This window comes from Paenibacillus sp. MT86 (assembly GCF_058792535.1).
Window position 1 is genome coordinate 5,898,266 of sequence record NZ_CM179499.1, and the last position, 23,652, is coordinate 5,921,917.

Sequence of the window (23,652 nt, forward strand, 5' to 3'; positions counted from 1 at the left end):
CCTTACATATTATATAGAAGTTCTTCTTACGCAGTCACCGCTGTATCGGCGTCTGCTGCTTGCTTGTTGTTTCGGATTGCCAGGAAGTACACCGCGGTCAACACTAGGAACACCAGACCGAATCCGGCCAGTACGCCCACGTTGGCCCACATGCCGTCGAAGCTTCCCGTGGAAATGACGTCTTTGTAGCCTTTTACGCTGTAGGTCATCGGCAGCAGCGGATTCAAAGCCTTCATCCAGTTCGGAATCAGCTCTACCGGGAACGTGCCCGCGCTCGTTGTCAATTGAAGGATCAGGATTACGATGACGACGAAGCGTCCAGGCTGATCCAGCCATGTGACGAACATTTGCACCAGGAACATGAACGACAAGCTGGTAATGATGGAGAAGAGATAGAAGAGCGGAACGCTCTGAACCTCTAGCTTCAATCCGTACAGCATGACAACCGAAGCCAGCAGCGCTTGAATCAATCCCATGCCGGCAAAGGACAGCGTACGGCTGACAAACCGGTTCCAGCCCGATGCGTTCGGTACCGATGCCTGGCGGATCGGCAGAATAATCGTGCAGAGCAGGGCTCCGACAAACAAGCCGAGCGACAGGAAGTATGGCGCGAATCCGGTACCGTAGTTCGGTACTTCGTTCACTTTATGCTCATCTACCTGAACCGGTCCGGCAAACATCGTGACCGTTTCGTCGGTGGTTTGGATACCGCCAGTCTTGTCGGCAGCCTCGTTCAGCTTGCCTGCAAGCTCCCCGCTGCCTTCCTTCAATTCGTTCATTCCGTTGACCAGCTCGCCAGCCCCGGAATCCAGCTGTTTCGAGCCGTCGGCGAGGGTCGTTACGCCGCTTCCCAGCTTGCCGGCTCCGCCTGCCAGCTGCTGCGTGCCCTGCGACAGGGCGGCCGCGCCGCTGGCAAGCTCCTTGCCGCCGGCGGCCGCTTCGCTCAGCTTCGAGCCGAACAGCTTCATGCCGTCGGCCAATTGGTTTTGGCCGGCGTTCAGCTGTTTGGCGCCGGCCAGCAGCTCTTGGCCGCCCGCGGCGAGCTGTTTGCCGCCGTCAGCGAGCTGGTTCGCGCCGGCGCTCAGCTTGCCTGCGCCTTCCTGCAGCTGCTGCGTGCCTTGATTCAGCTCCGCTGCGCCTTGCGCCAGCTGCTTCTGACCGGCATTCAGCTCACTCGTGCCGGAGGCGACGGACTGGCTCGCGGCCAGCAGCTGCTGCACCTCCGGACTTTGCGCCAGCTCCGGATTGCCTTCGGCCAGCTGCTTCAGGCCGTCCGCAACGGCCTTTGCGCCTTGCTCCAGCGCAGCCGTGGCTTCCAGCGATTGATTCAGGCCGGCCTTCAGGCTGCCGCTGCCATCATGAGCGCTCTTCGCTCCCGCGGCAAGCTGGGCTGCCCCTGCCTGGTTGGCTTGCAGGCCTTCATTCAAGGCCGTGCTGCCGGCTGCGGCCGATTCAATGCCCGCCTGCAGCTTGGCACCGCCCTTGCCGGCCTCTTCTGCCCCTGCTTGCAGCTGGCTGTGAGCCGCCTTAAGCTGATCCAGGCCGGAGGCGAGGGAGCCCGCTCCCGTGTTCAGCTTGCCGGCACCGTTATTCAGCTCCTGCACGCCCTGCGTCAATGGCGCGATGCCGTCTTGCAGCTCCTGCGTGCCGCTGACGAGTTTAGCCAAGTTCTCTTTGAGCTTCACTGCGCCGTCGTCCAGCTTCACGGCACCTTCGGACAGCTTCGTGGCGCCGTCCCCCGCTTCGCTTAGGCCGTCAGATACTTTGGCCACTTGGTCGAACAGGGTTTCCGTGTAGGCTTCAGTCACTTTCGCCGACACCTTGGACTGAATCTGCTTCACGGCAGATCCGCCGATCTGTGCCGCAAGAAAGTTGTAGCCTTCGTTCGGCTCGAAGACGATTTGCGCAGGCTGCGGATGTTCATCCATTAACGTTGTCGCCTGCTGCGAGAAATTTTCCGGAATGCTGATGGTCATGTAGTATTTGTTATCCTGCATGCCCTGTTCAGCTTCGCTCCGGTTAACGAACTGCCAATTAAAATCTTTTCCCTTCTTCAGCTCGGCCACCAAATCATCGCCGGCGTGAAGCGTCTTTCCTTCAAAAACGGCGCCCTGGTCGTTATTGACGACCGCTACGGGCAAATCCTCCATCTTTCCGTACGGGTCCCAGAAGGCCCCGAGGAACATACCGCTGTACATGACCGGTATGAACAGCACCGCGATGATCGGAATCAATATTTTTTTATTCCGAACGGCGGCACCAAGATCTTTGGCAAACACAGATAATGACTTCATCCAGTCTCTCTCCTTTTTTTTCTATAGATACAGCAGTTTACCAGCCGACATGAATCTGCTCTTACGGCAAATCACATCTTCATTCCAGTACACAATGACCAATATGCTCATTCGGTCATTTTAGACCAAAAAAAACGATCCCTGGCAAGGAAGGCGATCCCTCAAGCCAAGAGAGTCCGCCTTCCTCATCACGAAGGAGATTGCATCTTCCTCTTACGAGGAGGCTTTGAGCCCGTCAGCCAAGAACACCATCATATATTCCTTGATCTGTTCCTTGCTGAGCGGCTTGTGAAGCTGATTGAAGTCGGTCGTGAGCGCAACGTACAGCTTCAGCATCACAAAGGATACCACCTGAGCATCCAGCGGCTTGATCTCACCGATCGAAATGGCATTCTCCACGATTCCCTTGAGATACCCGACGATTCCGTTCTCCACTTTCGTCAATCCCTCATGCGCCTTAGGCGTGCCGATGTCCCGAACTTCCTGCGACAGCTTGATGAACAGCTCATGCTCGCTTCGGAATTCAAGCAGCGCATCCAGCACCCGGTAGAGATTGTCAAAGAAATCCCTGTCCTTCCGTATCTCCCGTTCGGCCAGACGTTTCATCTCCATGATGGCCGATAGCAGGATCTCGTCGAACAGCTCATCCTTATTCGTGAAAAACGTGTAGATCGTGCCTTTCCCAACATTTGCAATCTTCGCCACCTGTTCCATCGTCGTCGCTTTGTATCCGAACAAAGCAAACGACTTGGAGGCAGCATCTAGCACCTGCTTCCGTCGGTCCACAGCTGGCATGCTTACCCCTCCTTCTACGATCTTCTTTTGATTGGCCTTTTCTTTCGAAACTGACCAAAATACAATTCTGGTCATTCGGTCAAAAATCACTTTACCAGATTATCGGATGCGTTGCAATATCTTTCGTTAAATTTTTTTGAAAATGCGGATGCAGGGTTCAAATCTTATCATAACGTCTAATGAAAGAAAAAGTCCGCCGGTAAAATAAATTGAAATGCTTTTCCCTTTTGCGCGTATACTTAGGATGCATACTCTTTTTTTTCGCGCCGCTCTTCAAAAAATGATTCCTGTTTTGTAAGATAGAGGGAGAAAGAAGTAGGTGAAACCATGCGATATACAAGAGTGCTCCTCTTCTCAGAGGGTTTCGGCACAGGACATACGCAAGCGGCGTATGCGCTGGCTGAAGGTATACAGCGGATGAATCCCCGCATCCACTGCCGCGTCATTGAACTTGGCAATTTTTTGAATCCCACCGTGGGGCCGTTGATTTTGTCCGCTTATCGAAAAACCGTCAGCACCCGGCCGCGCCTTGTCGGCATGCTGTACCGTTCGCAATATAAGAAATCGTTAAATCGTCTGACGCGGCTCGCGCTGCATCGGATTTTCTATGCGCAGGCCCAGCGCGTCATCGAGGAGCTGAAACCGGATCTGATCATATGCACCCACCCGTTTCCCAACGCCGTGGTCTCCCGCCTGAAGCGCCAGGGGCTTGATGTTCCGCTCTATACGCTGATTACCGACTATGATGCGCACGGCACCTGGGTCAATCCGGAGGTTGATGAATATCTCGTATCGACGCCTCATGTGAAAAAGATGCTCATGCTGCGGGAGATTGAGCCTGAATTCATCCATGTGACCGGCATTCCGGTGCATCCGAAATTCTGGGAAAGAGGCAGCCGGGTTGCGCTGCAGGCCGAGCTTGAATTAAAGAACATGCCCACCGTGCTGATCATGGGGGGCGGATGGGGCCTCGTATTCAACAAGGAGCTGCTCAGCAAGCTGGCCGGCAGGGCCGATGATATCCAGCTGGTCTTCTGTATGGGACAGAACGATAAGCTGGTTGCCAGCATGCGCGAAGATCCGATCTTCCAGCATCCCAACATTCATGTTCTCGGTTATCGGGACGATATACATAAATTGATGGACGTGTCCGATCTTCTCATTACGAAGCCCGGCGGGATGACATGCACGGAAGGAGCCGCCAAGGGAATTCCGATGCTGTTCTATGAGCCTATCCCGGGACAGGAAGAAGTGAATTCCCACTTCTTTGTCAGCGAAGGCTACGGGGAAATTCTCGACTCCCCTGCCGTGATCGACAAGTGGTTGAACCTGCTGTCCGATCATTATGACCAGGTGGAGAAGAAGCGTAACGGAGCCGTCCGGCAGCGCACGCCTCATCTGGAGCCCGACCACTGCGCCGGCCAGGTGATGGGATTGCTGACCGAAGGACGCATACCCGTTTATCCCGAAGATGCCGTCAAAATATTGGCGGACCAGCCCTAATATGCATCCTGTTCCCAGAACGCGCTTATGCACTTATCCTCTACCAAAAAGCTTCCCTGTCCTATGTGACAGGGAAGCTTTTTTAAGTATAAATCGATCTATATTTCCAGCGTTTCTCCCGCTTTCAACGGATGACCCTGAATGCCCGTTTGGGCCAGTTCGTCGCAGAAGGCCCTTGCATCCTGTTTAATGCCCGGGAACGTGTCATAGTGTACCGGGATGACATGCTTCGCACGAATCCACTGTGCGGCCAGCAGGGCGTCCTGCGGGCCCATCGTCAACATATCCCCGATCGGCAGCGCGGCTGCATCGATGTTGTTCATCTCTCCGATCAGCCGCATATCGCCAAACAAACTTGTGTCGCCAGCATGATAGAACGTTTTTCCGCCCATGGTCAGAATGACGCCTCCAGGCTGCCCCGCATAGATCCAGGTATCCCCCACCGAGATGGAGGAAGAATGGAAGGCCGGGGTAAACTTCACCTTAAAACCGTCGAACTGCGCGCTTCCGCCGATATTCATTCCATGGGATTTGACTCCCTGCTGGCCGCAATACACGGCGAGTTCGTACACGGCGATAATCGGACAATCATTCTGTTTCGCGATTTCGATGCAGTCGCCAAAGTGGTCGGAGTGCCCATGCGTCAGAACCACTGCATCCACTTTCACGTCACTGGGTTCGATGCCGGAACCGGGATTACCGGACAGCAACGGGTCGATGATGACACGAACGCCGCCTTCCTCCACCAATATGCTGGAATGGCCATAATACGTAATATTCATGGTTAAACACACCTCCTACATCCTAGTTTACCCTTATGGGCACTACTTGTAAAAAGAGTGATTTCCTATTTTTTTAACAAAAGTCCTGGAATGATGCACCGTGAGATCCTGAGCCAGCTTCAAAGACAGGAAGAAGTACGTATCGTCCTTCACCTCTTTTTGGCCATGAAGCGCCGCATTCACGGACTTAATCGTCTCTTCGTTCGGCTGGACACGTTTAAGACGCCCGTTCGCTACAGGACTAAATTGATGCTTTTGATAGATGACATCGGTAATCGTATCGGGAAAATTGGCTGACCGCAGCCGGTTTAAGACAACGTTGGCAACTGCCACCTTGCCTTCGTACGGTTCGCCTTCCGCCTCTGCCATGACAATCTTCTGGAGCAGAAGCAGTTCTTCAGCTGACAAATCATAGGTCCAGGTCGCTTTGTCTTTTTGGTCCTGGGTTAACGTATTTGTTCTTGTGAAGAATAAAGTTGTGGGGGGTGATAGGCTTTCCGCCTTGGATTTGACGACATGAGTCCCCTTCTGTTTTGCCGGTTTCCCGTCCGCAGCCTGAGATTTGGTTGCTTTCTTCTTCTCATCTGCAGTCTTCAATGATGCTTTCGAGTCGATCTTCCCGGAGGCTAAACCAATGCCTTTTGCGTTTGAAAAAGCATGAACCTTGCTCCCCGGCTTATTCCACTCTTGGAAAACAATTGAAGACAAAATGTTGACAGGTTCCCTATCCTGCTGCCTACTCTCAGCTTTAACGTAGTGATCAGGGTCGCCTTCCGGAACCGGAGCAGCCGTTACAAATTTGGGCATGTCCTGCTTTGGCTCTTTCCCTTCCGTCGTTTTCGATTGCATTCCAAGCAAACTTATAAGAGACAAACTCACAAAGAGCGCTCCGATGAGCAGCGCAACCCAGCGATTTTGCCGTAGCACTTTCATAACCATATTTTTCCTCCTATGATGTCGGCACATTTCTACACTATGTAACCACATTTTTAGGCGTTGAAAACATGGTAATTTTATGAACATTCTATTTTCAATTTCAAAAAATGGCCGAAAGCCGCGCCACACCTACGGTTTCGTACATCGGGCTCGCCTGTAAATTTGTTCGAAAAAGAACCATTTCTAGCACGTCCCACTGGATAGGTTCGGGTCCTTTTCCGATAACATCCAAAGAAAATGTTTGATTTCCTTGAAATTTCCGGCCAACCGTAATATGCGGTCGAAAGGGACGCTCCTCCGGTACGAATCCGAAAGATTCCATCCGCGACACGACCGATTGCTGCAGCTCAGCGAGCGCATTCAGATCCCCGCCGACCCCAGCCCATAGAATCCTTGGGGAGCCGCTTGCCCCGAACACGCCGGCATCATAAAGACTGAGCTTGAAGGGCTTGCGTTCCTTGGCTACCTCCTGGAGCGCTTCGGCGAGCTCCGCTATGCGATGAGAGGGCGTATCGCCCAGAAACTGTAAGGTAATGTGGTAATCCTGCGGATGAACCCATTTTTTGAAATTGGCTTGCTTCCTCAATGTTTCCGTCCAATCCTGTATCCGGGAGGAGACCTCCGAAGGCAGACGCACGGCAACAAACAAACGATCCATAGCTCCCTCAGCCGAATGGCTCAACTACGACACTTCCTTCCAATCATCTTTTATCGCTAGCAGTCTAAGCACTGCCACCATGTTTTCCTGGTTCGTTTATAGTTTGAGCAAGAACATCTGAAAATAGTATGAGGGGTACATCAAATTCGCCTAAAAATATGATGAAGCTTCAATTTACCATAAATCGGACAATAATTCATGTACAAATTTACCAATCGCGTCCGTTCGTTCATGCGCAAAGCGATGATTTCTGATAATATGTTCCCTAAGAGATTTTCGCTATGATTCTGGTTGAACATCATATTCCTTAGGAGGTAGTACCATGCCGAACATCGTGGCCATACACGACTTAACCGCCGAGCAGCAGCAAAAAATCAAGGAGATTGCCCCCGACTATGACCTGTTGGTGACAAAAGCGAAAGAGCTGACGGGAAGCATCGTTCGGAATGCCGAGATCATGATCGGCTGGTCACGCTCCATGCAGGACGAGGTATTGTCCGCCGACAGTAAGCTCAAATGGATTCAAGCCTGGTCGGCCGGGGTGGATAAAATGCCGCTCCGGGAACTAGAGGAAAAAGGCATTCAGTTGACCAACGCCAGCGGCGTACATAGCGTTCCGATCACGGAGCATATTTTTGCGATGATCCTGGCCTTCAACCGCAACCTTCATCTCGCGATCCGTCAGCAGTCGAACAACAAGTGGGATACATCCGGCACGTTCACGGAATTGGCCGGCAAAACCATCGTCATCGTCGGCGTCGGCCAAATCGGCAGCCATACGGCACGGGTGGCCCAGGCGTTCGGCATGCGGACCGTCGGGGTCCGCAACTCCGGCAAGTCCGATCCTAACGTGGAATCGATGTATAAGGTCGATCAGCTCGATGAAGCACTGGCGCAAGGCGATTACATCGTCAATATCCTGCCGCTGACCGATGAAACCCGCGGATTGTTCAATACGGCAAGATTCTCGGCGATGAAGGACTCCGCCTTCTTCGTGAACGTAGGCCGCGGCCAGACCGTGGTCATGGACGACATGGTCCAAGCGCTGCAATCCGGAGCTTTGGCAGGCGCGGGTCTGGATGTCTTCGAGGAAGAGCCTCTTCCTGCGGACCATCCGCTGTGGAACCTGGACAACGTCCTCATGACGCCTCACATGGCAGGCGATACGGATCGATACGGCGAGCGTGCCGTGGATATTTTCCTGGAGAATTTAAAGCACTACGTAAACGGAGAGCCGTTATCCCGCAATGTGATCGATTACAGCAAGTCGTACTAAGACCAGGCAACAAGTCGTGAAGCACCGTTTCGTATCTAGATCCACGCGTTGGTTTAAGGAGCTTGTCAAAAAAAGGAACGTCCCGAGGTTTTCCATGCCTGTCGGGACGCCCTTTTTATTTATATGGAAAATGGAGTGAGCACACATAAATGCAGCCGTTTACAAAACGCGTCATTGAAGTGATTCAGAGCATTCCGGAAGGATACGTGATGACTTATGGACAGGTGGCCAGACTGGCCGGCAGCCCCAGGGGCGCCCGGCAGGTCGTCAGAATACTTCACACCCTCAGTCATATTCACAAGCTGCCGTGGCATCGGGTCATCAACGCCAAAGGAGAAATCGCGATCCAAGACGATGAGTCCAGGCTCATGCAGGAGCTGTATCTGCAGGACGAAGGTGTTGCCGTCAATCATAAAGGCATCATTGATTTGGAAAAATATCGATATGATCCTGCCGAATAAATTGGATGGCCGTTTACTCGCACAGCCAAATATCTCTTACAAAGCTCCCCTTGCGGGTCGTGCAATGAGAAAGCACCTTCCACCCTGTATCCGTCAGCTGCTCTCTTAGCGGCTCCGTACTAACGATGACAGCTCGATCTGACAAGCGGCGTAAGCTTTTCAGCATCCGCAACTGCTCATCCTCCGGAAAAACGGAACACAGATTATACGGCAAATCCAGTACAGCGGCATCATAATGTCCGTGCAGCGTATTCATGTCCTGGATGGCAACTTTGTTGTCATCATAACCGTAGTGCCGCAGATTCACCCTCGCTCCGCGAACCGCGAGCGGATTGATGTCACGGCCCTCGGCCGGGATTCCCATCGAGAATGCCTCGATCAATACATTTCCCATTCCGCAGCAGGGATCCAGGAGCGTGGCACCACTTATCCGAGGCACGGCCAGATTGACCAGCACCCTGGCCACCCTCGAGCTGAGCCCTGTCGAATAATTTTGCGGCTTCCGCTTATGCTCCAGCCAGGCACGTTCAGGCTCGTGCAATACCCCCAATCGCCAAATTCCGTTTAGGGATATCAGGCCGAGCGTGACATCCGGAGATTTCATCTGCGCCGTTCCTTCGATTCGGCCACCTACCATCCGTTCGAAACCGCGCAATTGATCATAGCTGAAACGATCGCCCGCCTTAAGGCAGACGACTTTGAAGGTCGTTTGGTTAAGTCGAATGCGGCCTGCTTGCTCGGCGATGGATTCGATGGATTCTCCAGTCATCCTAACGTCAAGGCAGGCTGACAGGAACGGGCTGCGATCCGGATTGACCGACCGCTCGCTTTCCAGCCAGTCCACTCCGTCAGGCCCCTGACCGAACAGCTCCGTCAGCTCCATCAAGCATAGCGCCCGCTCGGTTTCATGACAGGCATACGTATACAGATAAGATGATTGTTCGCTCATGGAGGACGGACCTAAGGTCATGTCATAGTCGTTCGTATTCATCATGTATTTCGTCTCTCTTCTATTATATATGTGCAGCAGTGTGCAGCAGTCGCTACTGCCCCATTAACAGCCGATACGATTCCAGCCGCGCATCGTAATCGCTCACGGGGGTAACGACCAGGAACTCGTCGCACCGGTATTTTTCCGCCATCATCTGCAGCTTATCTCGCACGCTTGCAGGCGTGCCGATGATTAGCCTCCGGGATGGACCGGAAGAATCGGAATCCGTCGGTTCCGAAGGAAGGTCGCTCTCCCCGGGCCGTGGAATTTGCGCGGCCAGCTTTCTTGCTTGCTCCTCCGTCTCCGCGCAAATCACGCTCACCGCCACCATCGCACGCGGTTCTCTCAGATCAGCGCTTGGCTGAAAGCCTTCCCTGTAAGAACGGAGAATCTCCGCCCCGTCCAAATCGCTCATAAACTGTCCAAATACATAGCCCGTCCCGAATTCGGCTGCATACCCGGCACCCTTCGTATTCGTGCCCAGCATCCACATCACCGGCTGCACTGCAGGTACCGGTTTGGCTGCCACCGGCACATCGTCGTAGCGATACCGATCCTCCAGCAGTTCGGTCAAAGCCCGAATCCGCTGCGGCAAATCCGCCACATGCCCCAGGAAATTTCCGCTAAGCGCCATGCTCGTATGGGCCGAACCTCCCGGCGCCCGCCCGATCCCGAGATCGATGCGACCGGGATACAGCGCCGCCAGCATGCGGAAATTCTCCGCCACCTTCAGCGGGCTGTAATGGGGCAGCAGCACGGCCCCGGAACCAAGCCGGATGCGCGTTGTCCTGGCGCCGATATGGGACATCAGGATCTCGGGCGACGCACAGGACAGGTGCTCCAGATCATGATGCTCCGCTGCCCAGTATCGCCCGTAGCCCCATTTTTCCGCAGACTGTGCCAGTATCACCGCTTGCTGCAAGGCTTCTTCGAACGAGCTCTCTCCCCATCGCGGAACCAGGTCCAGCACGCTCAGTTTCAATTGGCTATTCATGCCATCCCCCTTGTATCGCCATTATTAATCCAAATCATAGATTGAACCTACCTTAAGTCCATACAACTCGTTATAGATTTTCTCGGCAAAAGCGTCCGTCATCCCTGCGATATAATCAATCACCATATGCTCCCACGTCCAGATCGGATTCGCCCGCTTCTGGTCCGCTTCGTATCGCTGGAGCCAGTCGGATGGAATGATCGCCGTTGAAGCGACAGGATCCAGAAAGGCATCCCACAAGCGCTTGATGATCCATTCGCTGCGCTTCTGCAGGCGCTGAACCCGCAGGTCGCGAATCATGGTGACCCAGGCAAAACTTTTCAGGACGCTGACGGTACGCAGCATATCCTCGTCTTCGACGCCGTCTTTGACAAACGTTACCTTTTTCCAATCCCCGTTCGCGATCACGCCAAGGCTGCCCACAAACAGGCTGACCCAGTAGGCCTTGACCTCGCGCCGAGTACGTGAATAATCATTCTCGCAGGTCGGCATTTTTTCGTTCCATATTTTCAGAAACTCGTCCAGCACCAAATCCACCTTCGGCTGGATCTGCTCCTTGGTCCATCCCTTCCACACCTCGTCTTCCAGCGTCATGATCTTCTGTACGATCAATTTGTTGAGATGGCTGTCCCGCAGAAAGTGCTCGTGCACCTCAATCTTCCCGGCTTTGATGCCATCCTCCAGATCGTGCGCGGAATACGCGATGTCATCGCACAGATCCATAAGCTGCGCTTCCAGCGTTCTGTGCGTGCCAGGTATTTGCCACTCCTTCCGGATATGGGAGATGTATTCCCATTCATGCCGGTACATCCCCTTGGGATTATCCAGGCCGGAGAACGGATATTTGTTGATGCCAAGCAGCACCGCATCCGACAGGTTGAGGCCGTTTACGTTCTCCCTTTTCTCCAAAAACATGATCAGCCGGAAATTGTGCGCGTTCCCTTCAAAATGCTCATATTTGCGCCGCATGGCCTGCTGCACCTTAGCCGCCTGCTCCGGTGTCGGCGTGCCGGGCTGGCGCGTCAGCTCCTTCTCGGTCCTGCGGTCAATGAGTTTCTCCAGAATGCCCTGGAGCACCTCTTCGCCCTTGTGGCCGAACGGAGGATGCCCGAAATCATGGGCGATCGCCGCGCATTCCACCACCTCGGGATCAATCATCAGCCCTGCGTTCTCGGCCTGCTCGGGCAGCACTTCGGGATAAAGACGCGTCAGGCTCCGTGCCGCTTCTCTCGCAATCTGCGCCACCTCAAGCGAATGCGTTAAGCGCGTCCGGTAGTAATCGCCGGTGCCGGCGCCGAATACCTGCGATTTTCCTTGCAGCCTGCGGAACGTCGGCGAATGGATCAGGCGCGAATAATCCCGCTCGTATACCGCGCGCGAAGCATCCGACTTCGTTTGCTCCGGATATTGGCGATGCTCTCTAAGCTCCTTCAATGTCATTTGTCCCACTCCTGTTTTTTTATCTATTTAAGGTCGATTCGGAATCGTTCGTTCTTTAGATTATATGCCATACGGCATCCGAAGAAAAATGTTATTCCCTTTCCGCCTGTTCCCTCATTGTATACCCGGCTCATCCTATCCGTTATCGCCAAGCAAGATATTTTCCTGTCTGAGTCAGGTATGACGAAATCCAAATACGTAATGCTTCACCGTCCAGGAAAGCTGCGGGAGGGCAGAAGGCGCAATAAATCCTCCCATTATGCAAAAATACCAAGTACTTATAGGATTAACACAAGACCTGTGCGCACATTCTTGCTACGTTTTAGGTAAGCGCTGTCATACAGTCTGAAGCGCACCGCAGAAAGGAGGGAAATGATATTTATTAACGATTACATCAACCTACGGGAGGGATCGCCGTGAAACGAAGGTTTGCTTTATCCAAAAAAATGACTTTCTGCCTGATCAGTGCAGCCATGCTGCTTGCTGGTCTATTTGAAGGACAGAGTGTCGCAGCTAATGAGAGCAAGTACCCGGCTTCCGCATCGGCCAGCAGCTACGACACCCGCTGTGCTTGCGATGCATCGAAAGCGGCGGACGGCAGTCTTAGCACACGCTGGTCCGGCGAAGGCGACGGCACTTGGCTGAGGCTGGATCTGGGGTCCGCCCAACCGGTTTCACTGGTCAAGATCGCGTTTTACAACGGAGACACGCGCACATTCACCTTCGATATCCAAACCTCAATCGATGGCTCCAACTGGCTTCAAGCACGGAACGCTGTCACTAGCGCTCAAAACAACCAGCTGCAATCCTTCTCCATCCCCGTCGCTGAAGCCCGGTATGTACGCATTGTGGGCTACGGCAACACCTCAAATGACTGGAACAGTTACACAGAGGTCGAAATTTGGGGAGGTACTACGGATGGAGGAAGCGGAAACCTTGACCCGGCTAAACCCCCTTCGGGCAATTTTGACCTAACCAAGTGGAAAATCACCCTGCCTGACGCGTCCGAGATTCCAGCCGGCGCACTCGCCGGCGGCTACGAGCATCCGGATTGGTTCTATACCGATCCCGTCACCGGCGGCATGGTATTCACATCCCCTAATATCGGCGAGACCACCACGAACAGTACCTACACCCGCTCCGAGCTTCGGGAAATGCTGAATCCGTCGACGAACAGCGCCTCCTCATGGGCCAATAATTGGGTAACCTCTACCTCCTCCCCATCCATAAAGTCGCAGGCTGGCGGCGTGGATGGAACGATGAAGGCTACCTTACGCGTGGATCGTGTATCCGTCAGCGGTAACGAAGCCGATAAAATCGGCCGCGTCGTGGTCGGGCAAATCCATGGCCCCAGCACCGAGCCGATACGGCTTTATTACCACAAGCGTCCTTCGGACAGCAGGGGTGCGGTTTATTTTGGGACCGATGATCTGGACAACAACAACACCTGGGTGAACATACTCGGCGGACCGAACCAGCTTAACCCTGTAAACGGCATTGCCCTCGGCCAGACATGGAGCTATGAAATCAAGGTGACCGGACTGCTCATGACGGTAAAAGTAATCCCGGAGGGCGGATCGGCCACCACCGTGAACCATACCCTCCCAAGCGGTTACAACGATAAATATCTTTACTTCAAAGCAGGCGTCTATAACCAGAACAAATCCGATACCACCTCCGATCAATCCGACCATGTCAAAGCCACTTTCTTCTCACTAACGCACATGCATCCGTAGCTTCCACTTGTCCATCCGATGCCCGGGACAGTCCAGCGCCTGCTTCCGGGCGTTCATAAACAAGCTTCAACTACCAATCGAAAAGCGAGGGATGAAACGTTGAAGAAGAAACTTTACCGGTTCTCATGCCTAGTCCTCTGCCTGCTCATAACCATGAGCGTCATGGCATCCCCAGGGCAGCTTCCTGTTATATCTGCACAATCTGTTGCAGCATTCGATCTTGCGGCAGAATCTGTTGCCTCAGCTTCCGATCCCCTACCGGAGCCAGAAGGTCCGGATATTCTGTTCTTCTCCGATAACTTCGATTCCGAGCGATACGGCACCGCCGGAGGAGTCGTTGTTCCCCTGCCCTGGGTTCAAACCGGGGAAGGCGGAAGCAAAGCCAAGACCTCCGTATCCGGCAGCGCGCCGTCCACGCCGAACCTCATGAAAATCGACGTGACCGATTCCGTCTATCTGTCCGTCAATACGACGGGTTACGGCAACATCAAGCTGAGTTATTATACGAGAGCCTCTTCTTATGTCAGCGGAAGCATCGTGGCAGAGTGGTCCGGCGACGAAGGCGCGACCTGGAGCCTGCTGGAGGATTTCAAGCTGGCCCCGGGAACTCCTGAAGCGCCGCGCAGCGAATCCAACACGTTAAAAACCTGGACGCTGCCGCCGGAAGCGAACAGCAATCCGAACGTGCGAATCCAGTTCCGGGTAGGTGATCCAATGAACGCCAATATGTATATCGACAGCGTCTCGCTGTCCGGTCAGGCCATCCCGGGCGTTCCGCCTGCGATCGATCCCGTGCCTGAACCCCCGCCGGCCGAAACCGGCCCCTACCCTGCTCCGGAAGGCGTAACCCTCTATGAGGACGTTTGGATTGGCAAAGCCGGCGACCGGGACCTCTATACGTCCATCGCCGTTCCGAGCACTCCGCCGGCCGAGCCCATGCCGGTCATGATCTACATTCACGGCGGGGGCTGGAACAAGGGCGACCGCAAAAACGCCCTGGGCAGCATCTGCAACTATGTCCTTAAACGCGGGTATATCGGCGTTTCCTTAAGCTACCGTCTAACTCCCGAAGCGCCTTACCCGGCCCAAATTCAAGACGTGAAGCTGGCCATCCGTTATTTGCGGGCCCACGCCGAGCAATACCACATCGATCCGAGCCGAATCGGCGTCTGGGGCACTTCGGCGGGAGGGCATCTCGCTTCCCTGCTCGGAACGACGGGAGACCTGACCTTGGAGGATACGGTTACGCTGGATACCGGGGATTCGGTGCATCTTCCCGATATCGAAGGTGCCGGCGGCTGGCCGGAATACTCCACCAAGGTGCAGGCCGTGGTGGACTGGTACGGACCTGCCGATTTCACGACCGATTTTGCCGACCGGTACAGTTCGGTCACGAAGCTGCTCGGCGGGCATAACGCCCTGTCCGTCCCGATTGAAGCACGGCTTGCCATGCCCGGAACGTACGCCACTCCCGATGATCCGCCGTTCTGGATTCGGCATGGAGACGCGGACGCCACCATCCCTTATACTGACAGCGTCACCTTCGCCAATCAATTGACGGCTGCCGGCGTTCCTATGGTCGATTTCGAAATCGTTCCCGGCCAAGGCCACGGCTTTACCGGAGAAGCCAAAACAACCGCGGATGCGGAGGCTTGGGCCTTCATGGAGCAGCACGTGAAGAATCTGGAGGTCACGACGCCGATTCTCTACAAAGATGGCTACACGCCTCCTGATCCGACGGATCCGACCGATCCCACCGATCCAACCGACCCAACCGATCCTTCACCAGGCATTCCCGTTGAGATCGGCCGTTTGGAGCCCTCGGACGATGCCTTAATCGACAGCTCCAAACCGGACGCCAATATCAATTCCGCTACAGGCACAAGCGTCGGTTTGTTTAGCGTTTCATCCGGTACAACCAACAAAAGGTATGTCTATTTCAAATTCGATGCTTCCACCCTGAGCGATCCCGATTACCGGTACGAATTCCAGGTCGCCGCGAAAAAAGGCACCAGCAACACGGATCTTGAGCTCTCCCTCTACGGGATCGAGGATACAGCCTGGAGCGAAAGCCAACTGACTTGGAACAATGCACCCGTGAACGTTCTCGATCCAAATGCTTATATCGGATCGTTTACCGTACAGGCCGAGAATGGCGGCCGGCCGGAGGTGTACAGCGTCGATGTGACTGACTATGTCCGCAGTCACCTCACAGATGGCAGCGTATCGTTTCTCCTGGCGGATGCGGCCCATACCGGTGTCAGCGTCAATATCTATACCAAGGAAGCCAACGGCTCCAGCAATCCGAGACCAGCCATGGTCGTGAGCGAATGGGTGGATTCCAGTCAGGATACGACGCCGCCGTTCTGGCCGGACGGAAGCCGCCTGTCCATCGGCAGCATTGGCGAAGATTATGTGCTTTTGTCATGGCCGACGGCGGAAGACAACAAGATCGTCGCGAAGTACAACGTTTATCAAAACGGCGTCAAAGTCATGGAGCTGGGCTCCGACATCACCCGCCATGAAGCGGAGGGACTATCACCGCACACGGAGTACAGCTATAAGGTCGAGGCCGTGGATGCGGCCGGAAACGTCAGTCCGGTTCCGCTGACGCTCCAGGTTACGACGCTTAGCGCTCCCTTAGCCCCTTGGCCTGTGGCCTCGGTCACGGCAAGCGGCAGCGACGGCAACATCGAGGATAATACCCTGGACCAGAATCTATACACCCGCTGGTCTGCCGCCGGCGACGGTCCGTGGATCATGTACGATCTCGGCGAGGCCCGGGACATCGGTTATCTGGGTATCGCCTTCTATAAAGGGGACGCTCGCGCTACGGAGATCGATATCGAAGCCTCCGATGACGGCGTGACCTGGTCTTCCCTCTTCAACGGTTCGAGCAGCGGAACCACCACCGCGATGCAGCCTTTTGACGTTCCGGACATGAGTGCGCGTTACGTGAAGCTGACCGGGCGCGGCAATTCGGACGGCAGTGCCTATACGAGCCTAACGGAAGTTCATATCTATCCGCCTTTCGCTAACGGGGATACGCCCGTGGCGATCATTCCGGATTTTGTGCCGCAGCCGCCGGAGGGTACCGTTCCTTTTACCGCCCCAGGCATGAAGAATGCGGACGGCAGCGACCATCCGGGGCATCAGGCTTTTGCCGCTACCGGAAGGACGCTGAACGTGGTCGATTACGGGGCTGATCCTGCAGACAATGCAACGGACGATCGACCGGCGATCCAACGAGCAATGGATGAAGCGCTCCCGGGCGACGAGGTGTTTTTCCCGAATGGGGTTTACAACTTAAACAGTACGCCCGATGGACTGAGCAATCTGATGCTGAAATCCGAGGTCAATTTACGCGGGGAAAGCCAGAGCGGCGCGATTCTAAAGACCTCGCTGAACAAGGTCCGCAACAGCACGATGCTGAGATCCGCCAAACAGCATGATCTGACCATCTCCAACCTGACGCTGACATCTGCCTGGGATGGCCAGTACTCGACGGATCACAGAACCAACAACCCGGATGCCGGCGGCCCCGACATGATGATCATTGCCGCCAATTATGGCGAGGCGCCATCGTACAACATCACGATCGACGGCGTGACGATCGAGAAATTCAGCCGCATGGGCGTCCGCATCGAGAACAGCCATGACATCGTCGTCCGCAGCACCACGTTCCGAAATGCCACGGACCTCGGTCCGGGCGGTGCCGGGTACGGCGTATCCATTCAGGGCGTGCCGAAGGTCGACCGCAACGGATTTGCCAACGATACCAGGTGGAATCTGGTCGAGGACTCCTCCTTCGAGGGGCCTTACCTGCGCCACGGCGCACTCATTCAATATGTGGCCCATAACAATGTGATCCGGCACAGCGAATTCCACCAGGTCCGGCTGGATGCGATTGATCTGCACGGGGAGCTGGAGTATTTTAACGAGATCCACGATAACCTGATCACCGACATGCCGTATGGCGGCGGCATCGGCATCGGGAATACCGGGGGGACCGCCCCGACCAATCACAGCAAATCCGGCCCGCAAAACTATATCCACGACAACACGATCCGCAATGCCCGGGAAGGCATCGTCGTATCGATGGGCTCGCCGGATACCATCATCGAGAACAACCGCATCGAGAATACCGTCGATATTCCTAACGCGGCAGGCATCAATATTTTGAACGGGCCGGGCACGATCGTCAAAGGCAACACGATCCGTCAGAACACCGCCGAGCATTATTGGGGCATCCTGCTCGAGCACGACAACGGGGACACCAACGCGGGCGGCATCGGAGCCGGAGACCCGGAGAACGTGCAGATTCTGGACAACGTCATCACCGGCAACAGCAACGGAATTCAGCTCCAGGCAGGCAAGAATATCAAGCTAAGCGGCAATACGCTGGACAATATCGGGGAGAACTTCACGGCGGCACCTGACGTCACGTATACCGATCTCACCGTGGGCCTGGAGTACAGCACGACGGCCCCAACGAATGGGGACGTTGTAGCAGCCTTGGTGTCGGAGAGTCCGATTACCGTTACGAATAACGGCGGATCTCCAACTTACAGGTTTACGGAGAACGGTTCGTTTACCTTCGAATATGCGGATGAGGACGGCAACGAAGGCACCCTAACGGCAACCGTGTCGAACATCGATAAAATCGCCCCGGTTCTTACGGTTACGCTCTCGCCTTCCGTATTGAAGGCGCCGAATCGCAAAATGGTCGATATTCGCGCTAGCCTCGAATCCAGCGATGAAGGCTCGGGCGTTGCGTCCATCGTGCTAACCTCAATCACCATCGAGAGTGCAGGCGGCAAGGGGGATAGCCGGGATATCCAGGGGATTTCCATTGAGAAAGATAAGGACGCGAGTAACAGCGAAAGCAAAGGCAAGGGAGGTGATCGAGGACCGGATGTTCAGGATACCGAATTCGTTACCCATGACACTCATTTCCGGCTGCGAGCGGAGAAATCGGCACGCGGTCAAAGCCGAATCTACACGGTGACCTATACCGTTACGGATCATGCGGGGAATCAAGCAGATGCGGTGGGGACGGTGAGGGTGAAGTGACGTAAGGTATAATACGTGAAAAACGTAATGGGGAGGCACGTTAATCTGCCTTTTACGTTGAGAAATTAGTTGGTTTCCCAGTTGGTTAAACATATTGACTGATAAATATTACATTATGGCAACCCGGAGTAGAAAAATCATCGAAAACTGCATCGCTGCTTTATTTTAGTCGCCGCTAGGCGACTTTTCTTTTTTCAGGCTATTCATGCTTGGTTAAACATATAGACCGATAAATATTACATATAAGCGGTAATTTATACCGCGCCTACCGCCAATGCGCCAGCTCCTTCTACAACGGGGCAATAATCCAGCGAATATGCCGGGCGGGGATCGTATTCTGCACAAAAGTCAGCAGTCCCAGCGTGACGGAATCACCGAAGCGGTCCTTCTGACCGTCGGCGTAGACATAATTTCCGTTCACACCGCTAGTCAAGGGAATGGTACGGATATACAATGCCTTTGATTCCATGTAAGCATGAATATCCCCATCGAATTCCTCCACACCCGGATAAGCTTTCTCCCCTTCTACATGCGTTAACAGATACTTTGCCATCATGATGGTTCTCCTTCTGGTTTATATAATCAGGGATTTTCCCTGTAAAACCCGTGCCAAATAAAAAGGCCGCCTATTGGCGACCAAGCGGTTTCTTATTTTTTTCCATATACTTCAAGTTCAAGGAAAGCTGTATCCAAAGTCATTCAAAAGAATAAACCCCTGTCATGTTAATTAGATGGAACCGTCTCTTACAAAAAACTCAGATTTCACTTACTCTCTTTATGGATAATCCCCAGACGATAAAGCACGGTCATGATCCGGTAAAAATCGAAGCTGCCCTCAGGGTCATGAAGTACTCCTGCCTGTTTTGCAGCTTGTACCGCCGGTTCCGCCCAAGACGGAACCTTCGCAGGCTTCTCCGTCTCCGCCGCCTTAAGCCTGGCATTCATCTGCTTGATGGCATGGCCCTGCTCGGTTAGCAGTTTCATTGCCGAGGCATACTGCTCGTTAAGCTGCCGAACTTGGTCCTGCGTTTTTTGCAGTTCTGCCGTTAATTGTTCGATTTTCATGCGTTCCTCCTCCTCCGGACTAGACACATCATATTGATGGAGCGAATGCTGCTCTATGATGGAAATAAGCTTTTTGGGATAATTGGGGTCTGTGGCATAGCCACCTCTCCAAATCTCCGTTGCCGCCGTTTTATAATCCGCCCATAACACGCCATGATAGCGCTGCGGCTTGTCACGCGTACCGTTCAGGATCAGCCGGGTATGATCGGCAACCGATTCATGCCAATGGTTGTATTTTCGAAATGAAGCTTGGGTCGTATAGGGCGTCTGTCCCCGGTATTCCGTTGTCTGCATGGTCACGCTGCCCGCTGGGCCGGTTCCTTTAATGCCGAACAGATTGTTCGCCTTTTGCGTCAGGCCGCTCGTTCCCCAGTTGGATTCCAGGATTGCCTGGGCAAGCGTAAGCGAAGCGGGTACCCCGTACTGACGCATGTCCTGAGCAGCTATGGGTGCCAGCTTGGCTATAAATTCAGAGGGCTTCATCCTTTTTCTCCTCCTCTCGTGCGGTTGGCTTATCCCCTTCTTCGGATTTGATCTGGAATACCTGTACCACATTACGCAGGGACTGGGGGATCGGTACCCCCATTCTTCCCACGTTCTCAATAATAGACAGCAGCTCATTCGCGAGATAGAAGAAGATCACCGTATTCTGAAAATAATTCATCTCTCCCAGCACCCGGTCCACCAGATGCATCAGGGCGATGATAATAAAAATGGTCATTTTGCGTGCAATTCCAGTATAACCAATACGGCTGCGCAGCTCGCCGTTCATCCAGGCCGCGCCCCATCCGGTCAACCAATCGATCACCACGAACCACAACAACAGATGCAGCGGCAGCGACCATCCGCCCCAGACGTACCCGGTCACGGCCCCCGTCCCCGCCACCAGCATCTTAAAAAACTGACCGATGTGCTCATACATAATTCTTCCTCCTCGCAGAGTATTTCTTTTGAGAGCTTTTCTGAATCGGTATCCAGCCCCCGAGGGGCTGAAGTACACCATTGAAATTTCCAACAAATTGCTCTTTGAATAGCCAAAGTCTTTGCCATTAACCCGAACTCGTCAGCAAGTTCAGAGCGACTTATTAGGATCTGGATAAGACCGATTGCCTCGACTTCTGGATCATCGCGGACCGTCTTCTCTTCGACACGTTGACGACCACTATCGTCATGCTGGAGCAGTACGTCGCACTCCAGCGCCTAACGCGCATGCGATTTCACTTGATACACAATCTGACGCGAGAGAAGTCATATTTATTGCAGAACTTGTCCTACAAATGCAACACTCTTTATGTGGGTTAGGGATCGCATCGCAATTATAGTGATGGCCGTTATTTTGGGTATCGTGTCATGGAATGGTTATCGTTGATGGTGACATTGCAAGCCCAGCGCGACGGCTACAATGTGTTGCTTTTGGTATATAGTCTTTTAGGAAAATTTTCGCCTGCTCAATTCTTAGCCTGCTTGACAGCCTGATGCCCAAACACTGCAAAGGACCCGCACAAGATCCCTTGTATTACAGATTTAATCGACCAGTCAAGCAAGCCGACAGTCAAAACAACGGCAACTATAACCACGATGTACACGATGCTCCAACCAGGATCCATTCGCTGTCCTTGTATACGGACATCCACTTTAATATCATCAATACCGCGCTAGATGTTAGATACATCTGTGTGTAATGATGCAACAGCAGTAATTTCTCTCGCTACCTCATCTTTGAAGGGATTTTGTCTTCCCATGCCAACCCAGCAGAACGCTGCTAATTGCTGCTGTTACAGAAATGATTGCTGTAAGCACTGTCCAGTCCACCCTTCCTCCCCCAACGCTCTGAGAATTAAAAAGAGCCCCCGGACCAACCAGGGGCAAAATAAAAACGCCTTGCGGCGCTCTATGCTGCATAATCAACGTTTGTGATTTGCTTGTATTCTTCCGGAGTGATCATATTTGCCACTACAAAAGTTTTAAGGCTGTGTTCGTTGTATAAAGGATGCTGATTGTCGTAATAACGCTTGACGATCGTATACCACATTTATTCTGCACCTCCCTTCAGTGTCGCCACTTCCATGAGAAGGGTCCCAACGGTTTCCTCCAGGGATGCTATTGTCCCCTTATCATTGGCGCTCTCCAGCAAGAGTGTCCCCATCGTTGTGTTCAGCTCCTCTACTTCGACAGACAAAGGTTTTCGCGGCTCTTGAGGTGCTTCTGGATCGACAGGACCGGGATAATTGAAAATCAGTTCCTTTGTATCTGGATCAACTCGTTCCAGGACGCCTTCATCAAAGTCCTGTTTGTATTGGTCATATTCGAGCTGTACCATCCCAACGCTTTCCGGCACGCGTTCCGCAAGGACTTGATACGTTGCGAAATCTTCTTCCTGTGTTGTTTCGCGGACGCTGCCAGACCGTTGTCCTGTATAAACTAGGATTTCTCCTGTACGGTTGTCATAATAAATCTTTCTTCCGATCTGCATTTTTTTACACTCCTTTCCTATTCAATCGCAATCCATGAGATCGATCCTGCCCCGATCTCGATAGGTAGCCTAAATCCAGTATTATTTACATAAGCGTTGCCAGTTGTAATGAATACATAGCTATTAGTAGGTTGATATCCGCTAGCTAGTTTACCAGTAAGGATATTGCAATTAGAGAAACCTCTAAAATTCATATCCCGGTAGTAAATGGTGTAGCAGATCATCGTTCCCCCTGGATGACTACCCTGAAGAATAATCACTCTTGGCACAAAACTGAGACCAGAAACAGTGAAGAAATATGACATACTCCAATAGTCAAGTGATTCGAATCTCAACCAGTCACTAGGCTCATTACTAGGGCCTGACGATGTTCCCGTCCCACTTGCTGACCTTTTACCTTCGACCAGGGTCCCGATCAGATTCGCAACACTCACACCATTTCGTATATTTGCTTCCGTCAAACCTGGCACCGCAGCAGTTACCCATGTCAACCCATCATAGTAACCTTTAGGTGGACGGATAAAGAACCGATCGCCTGCCCACACAGTAGTTTCGAGTCCAGGCATGTGATTGTTTTCAGCGCTCCGGTTCGCAATCCCTCCCGGTACCCCAAAAATAGGACGGCCACTTAGGATGTGCGCAGAATTTAGATTGGGTTCAGCTGCTTGTAATTGTGCGGTAGTCACCTTGATTTCACCGTCACCGACACCGCCTTTCTGATATCCTTTTTCGGGATATACAGCTAAGGCACCATCCCCCCATTTAGCCGTACCAGTAGCATTTCTAATTCCGGTTAGTACAGGTATCGTCCCAGTTATTTTCCCGTTTGGACCGTATGCCGTTTTAGGTGCCAAGAGATCTCCAGCAGCCGCCGTTGCATCACTTGTATCGGTACCAGTGGGAATTGATCGAATCCCTGTATCCAGCTCTTCAAACGTAGCTACCTGACTCTGTTTGGAAACCGTCCCTTCCTTGGCGATGATGGCGGTTTCCAATCGGTTTTTACCGTCAACGCCAGATTGCTTTAAACCTTCGATTTCAGTTTCAACGCCTCCTAAAGCCGCGTCGAGCTTATCCCAGTTATCGTTTAAGACAACATCCACGTTAAACGTGTCGTTACCATCCGTTTCACCGTTTACCTTGTATAGGCCCATATTTGGTGTCTGACTTGGCAT

At 53.3% G+C, this 23,652-nt stretch carries 20 protein-coding genes and 1 pseudogene; 6 read left to right on the plus strand and 15 right to left on the minus strand.

Annotation, left to right across the window (positions count from 1 at the left end; genetic code table 11):
• Positions 1–26 precede the first annotated feature (26 nt).
• Together AC3RCL_RS26760 and AC3RCL_RS26765 are read right to left on the minus strand one after the other, a co-directional pair.
• Positions 27–2,294, minus strand: coding sequence for a YhgE/Pip family protein (locus tag AC3RCL_RS26760; RefSeq protein ID WP_492533029.1), 2,268 nt, complete (start codon positions 2,292–2,294; stop codon positions 27–29).
• Between the two features lie 213 nt (positions 2,295–2,507).
• A complete protein-coding gene (locus tag AC3RCL_RS26765) occupies positions 2,508–3,089 on the minus strand; it encodes a TetR/AcrR family transcriptional regulator (protein ID WP_015737333.1) in 582 nt (193 codons plus the stop codon).
• 327 nt (positions 3,090–3,416) lie between these two features.
• On the opposite strand from AC3RCL_RS26765, the gene AC3RCL_RS26770 reads away from it, so the two are divergent.
• Entirely contained in the window at positions 3,417–4,592 is a 1,176-nt protein-coding gene (locus tag AC3RCL_RS26770; protein WP_192570647.1) for an MGDG synthase family glycosyltransferase, read from the plus strand.
• 98 nt (positions 4,593–4,690) lie between these two features.
• Here AC3RCL_RS26770 and AC3RCL_RS26775 read toward each other — a convergent pair whose 3' ends face one another.
• From AC3RCL_RS26775 to thpR, 3 genes are all read right to left on the minus strand, one after another.
• Positions 4,691–5,374 carry a metal-dependent hydrolase gene (locus tag AC3RCL_RS26775; protein ID WP_375121912.1) on the minus strand — a complete coding sequence of 228 codons (684 nt, stop codon included), beginning with the start codon at positions 5,372–5,374 and terminating at the stop codon, positions 4,691–4,693.
• Between the two features lie 42 nt (positions 5,375–5,416).
• Complete coding sequence (locus tag AC3RCL_RS26780; protein WP_009590448.1) at positions 5,417–6,313, minus strand: cell wall hydrolase; 897 nt, start codon at positions 6,311–6,313, stop codon at positions 5,417–5,419.
• Positions 6,314–6,410: 97 nt separating this feature from the next.
• Positions 6,411–6,992 carry an RNA 2',3'-cyclic phosphodiesterase gene (gene thpR, locus AC3RCL_RS26785; protein ID WP_492533032.1) on the minus strand — a complete coding sequence of 194 codons (582 nt, stop codon included), beginning with the start codon at positions 6,990–6,992 and terminating at the stop codon, positions 6,411–6,413.
• Between the two features lie 298 nt (positions 6,993–7,290).
• Here thpR and AC3RCL_RS26790 point away from each other — a divergent pair, with 298 nt between their 5' ends.
• Together AC3RCL_RS26790 and AC3RCL_RS26795 are read left to right on the plus strand one after the other, a co-directional pair.
• The gene (locus AC3RCL_RS26790) at positions 7,291–8,244 is read left to right on the plus strand and encodes a D-2-hydroxyacid dehydrogenase (protein WP_492533034.1); all 954 of its coding nucleotides are present in this window, start codon (positions 7,291–7,293) and stop codon (positions 8,242–8,244) included.
• Positions 8,245–8,393: 149 nt separating this feature from the next.
• Positions 8,394–8,705: an MGMT family protein gene (locus tag AC3RCL_RS26795; RefSeq protein WP_015737339.1), complete on the plus strand. Its 312-nt coding sequence runs from the start codon at positions 8,394–8,396 to the stop codon at positions 8,703–8,705.
• 13 nt (positions 8,706–8,718) lie between these two features.
• On the opposite strand, the gene AC3RCL_RS26800 is transcribed toward AC3RCL_RS26795, so the two are convergent.
• Genes AC3RCL_RS26800 through AC3RCL_RS26810 form a run of 3 tightly spaced genes read right to left on the minus strand, consistent with a single transcriptional unit; the run spans position 8,719 to position 12,130 of the window.
• Complete coding sequence (locus AC3RCL_RS26800) at positions 8,719–9,699, minus strand: TRM11 family SAM-dependent methyltransferase (RefSeq protein ID WP_492533036.1); 981 nt, start codon at positions 9,697–9,699, stop codon at positions 8,719–8,721.
• A 49-nt stretch (positions 9,700–9,748) separates the two neighbouring features.
• Entirely contained in the window at positions 9,749–10,690 is a 942-nt protein-coding gene (locus AC3RCL_RS26805) for an LLM class flavin-dependent oxidoreductase (RefSeq protein ID WP_492533038.1), read from the minus strand.
• Positions 10,691–10,714: 24 nt separating this feature from the next.
• Positions 10,715–12,130 (minus strand): deoxyguanosinetriphosphate triphosphohydrolase family protein, encoded by a 1,416-nt coding sequence (locus AC3RCL_RS26810; RefSeq protein WP_492533040.1) that lies wholly within the window; start codon positions 12,128–12,130, stop codon positions 10,715–10,717.
• Positions 12,131–12,546: 416 nt separating this feature from the next.
• Here AC3RCL_RS26810 and AC3RCL_RS26815 point away from each other — a divergent pair, with 416 nt between their 5' ends.
• The gene (locus AC3RCL_RS26815) at positions 12,547–13,866 is read left to right on the plus strand and encodes a polysaccharide lyase family 7 protein (RefSeq protein WP_492533042.1); all 1,320 of its coding nucleotides are present in this window, start codon (positions 12,547–12,549) and stop codon (positions 13,864–13,866) included.
• A 99-nt stretch (positions 13,867–13,965) separates the two neighbouring features.
• Positions 13,966–18,939 carry a CBM96 family carbohydrate-binding protein gene (locus AC3RCL_RS26820; RefSeq protein ID WP_492533044.1) on the plus strand — a complete coding sequence of 1,658 codons (4,974 nt, stop codon included), beginning with the start codon at positions 13,966–13,968 and terminating at the stop codon, positions 18,937–18,939.
• 289 nt (positions 18,940–19,228) lie between these two features.
• On the opposite strand, the gene AC3RCL_RS26825 is transcribed toward AC3RCL_RS26820, so the two are convergent.
• From AC3RCL_RS26825 to AC3RCL_RS26835, 3 genes are all read right to left on the minus strand, one after another.
• On the minus strand, positions 19,229–19,495 hold the full coding sequence (locus AC3RCL_RS26825) for a hypothetical protein (RefSeq protein ID WP_015737345.1): 267 nt from the start codon (positions 19,493–19,495) through the stop codon (positions 19,229–19,231).
• Positions 19,496–19,701: 206 nt separating this feature from the next.
• Complete coding sequence (locus tag AC3RCL_RS26830; RefSeq protein WP_492533046.1) at positions 19,702–20,487, minus strand: glycoside hydrolase family 73 protein; 786 nt, start codon at positions 20,485–20,487, stop codon at positions 19,702–19,704.
• Positions 20,474–20,926, minus strand: a complete 453-nt coding sequence (locus AC3RCL_RS26835) for a phage holin family protein (protein WP_213579727.1) — start codon at positions 20,924–20,926, stop codon at positions 20,474–20,476. The genes AC3RCL_RS26830 and AC3RCL_RS26835 overlap by 14 nt, the downstream gene beginning before the upstream one ends.
• 114 nt (positions 20,927–21,040) lie before the next feature.
• On the opposite strand from AC3RCL_RS26835, the pseudogene AC3RCL_RS26840 reads away from it, so the two are divergent.
• A pseudogene (locus tag AC3RCL_RS26840) lies at positions 21,041–21,288 on the plus strand (IS110 family transposase); the annotation flags it as partial.
• 164 nt (positions 21,289–21,452) lie between these two features.
• On the opposite strand, the gene AC3RCL_RS26845 reads toward AC3RCL_RS26840, so the two are convergent.
• From AC3RCL_RS26845 to AC3RCL_RS26860, 4 genes are all read right to left on the minus strand, one after another.
• A complete protein-coding gene (locus AC3RCL_RS26845) occupies positions 21,453–21,611 on the minus strand; it encodes a phage holin family protein (protein ID WP_492533049.1) in 159 nt (52 codons plus the stop codon).
• A gap of 284 nt (positions 21,612–21,895) precedes the next feature.
• Positions 21,896–22,036 carry an XkdX family protein gene (locus AC3RCL_RS26850; RefSeq protein WP_492533051.1) on the minus strand — a complete coding sequence of 47 codons (141 nt, stop codon included), beginning with the start codon at positions 22,034–22,036 and terminating at the stop codon, positions 21,896–21,898.
• A complete protein-coding gene (locus tag AC3RCL_RS26855; protein ID WP_492533053.1) occupies positions 22,037–22,477 on the minus strand; it encodes a hypothetical protein in 441 nt (146 codons plus the stop codon).
• A 17-nt stretch (positions 22,478–22,494) separates the two neighbouring features.
• Positions 22,495–23,652 carry a hypothetical protein gene (locus AC3RCL_RS26860; protein WP_492533055.1) on the minus strand — a complete coding sequence of 386 codons (1,158 nt, stop codon included), beginning with the start codon at positions 23,650–23,652 and terminating at the stop codon, positions 22,495–22,497.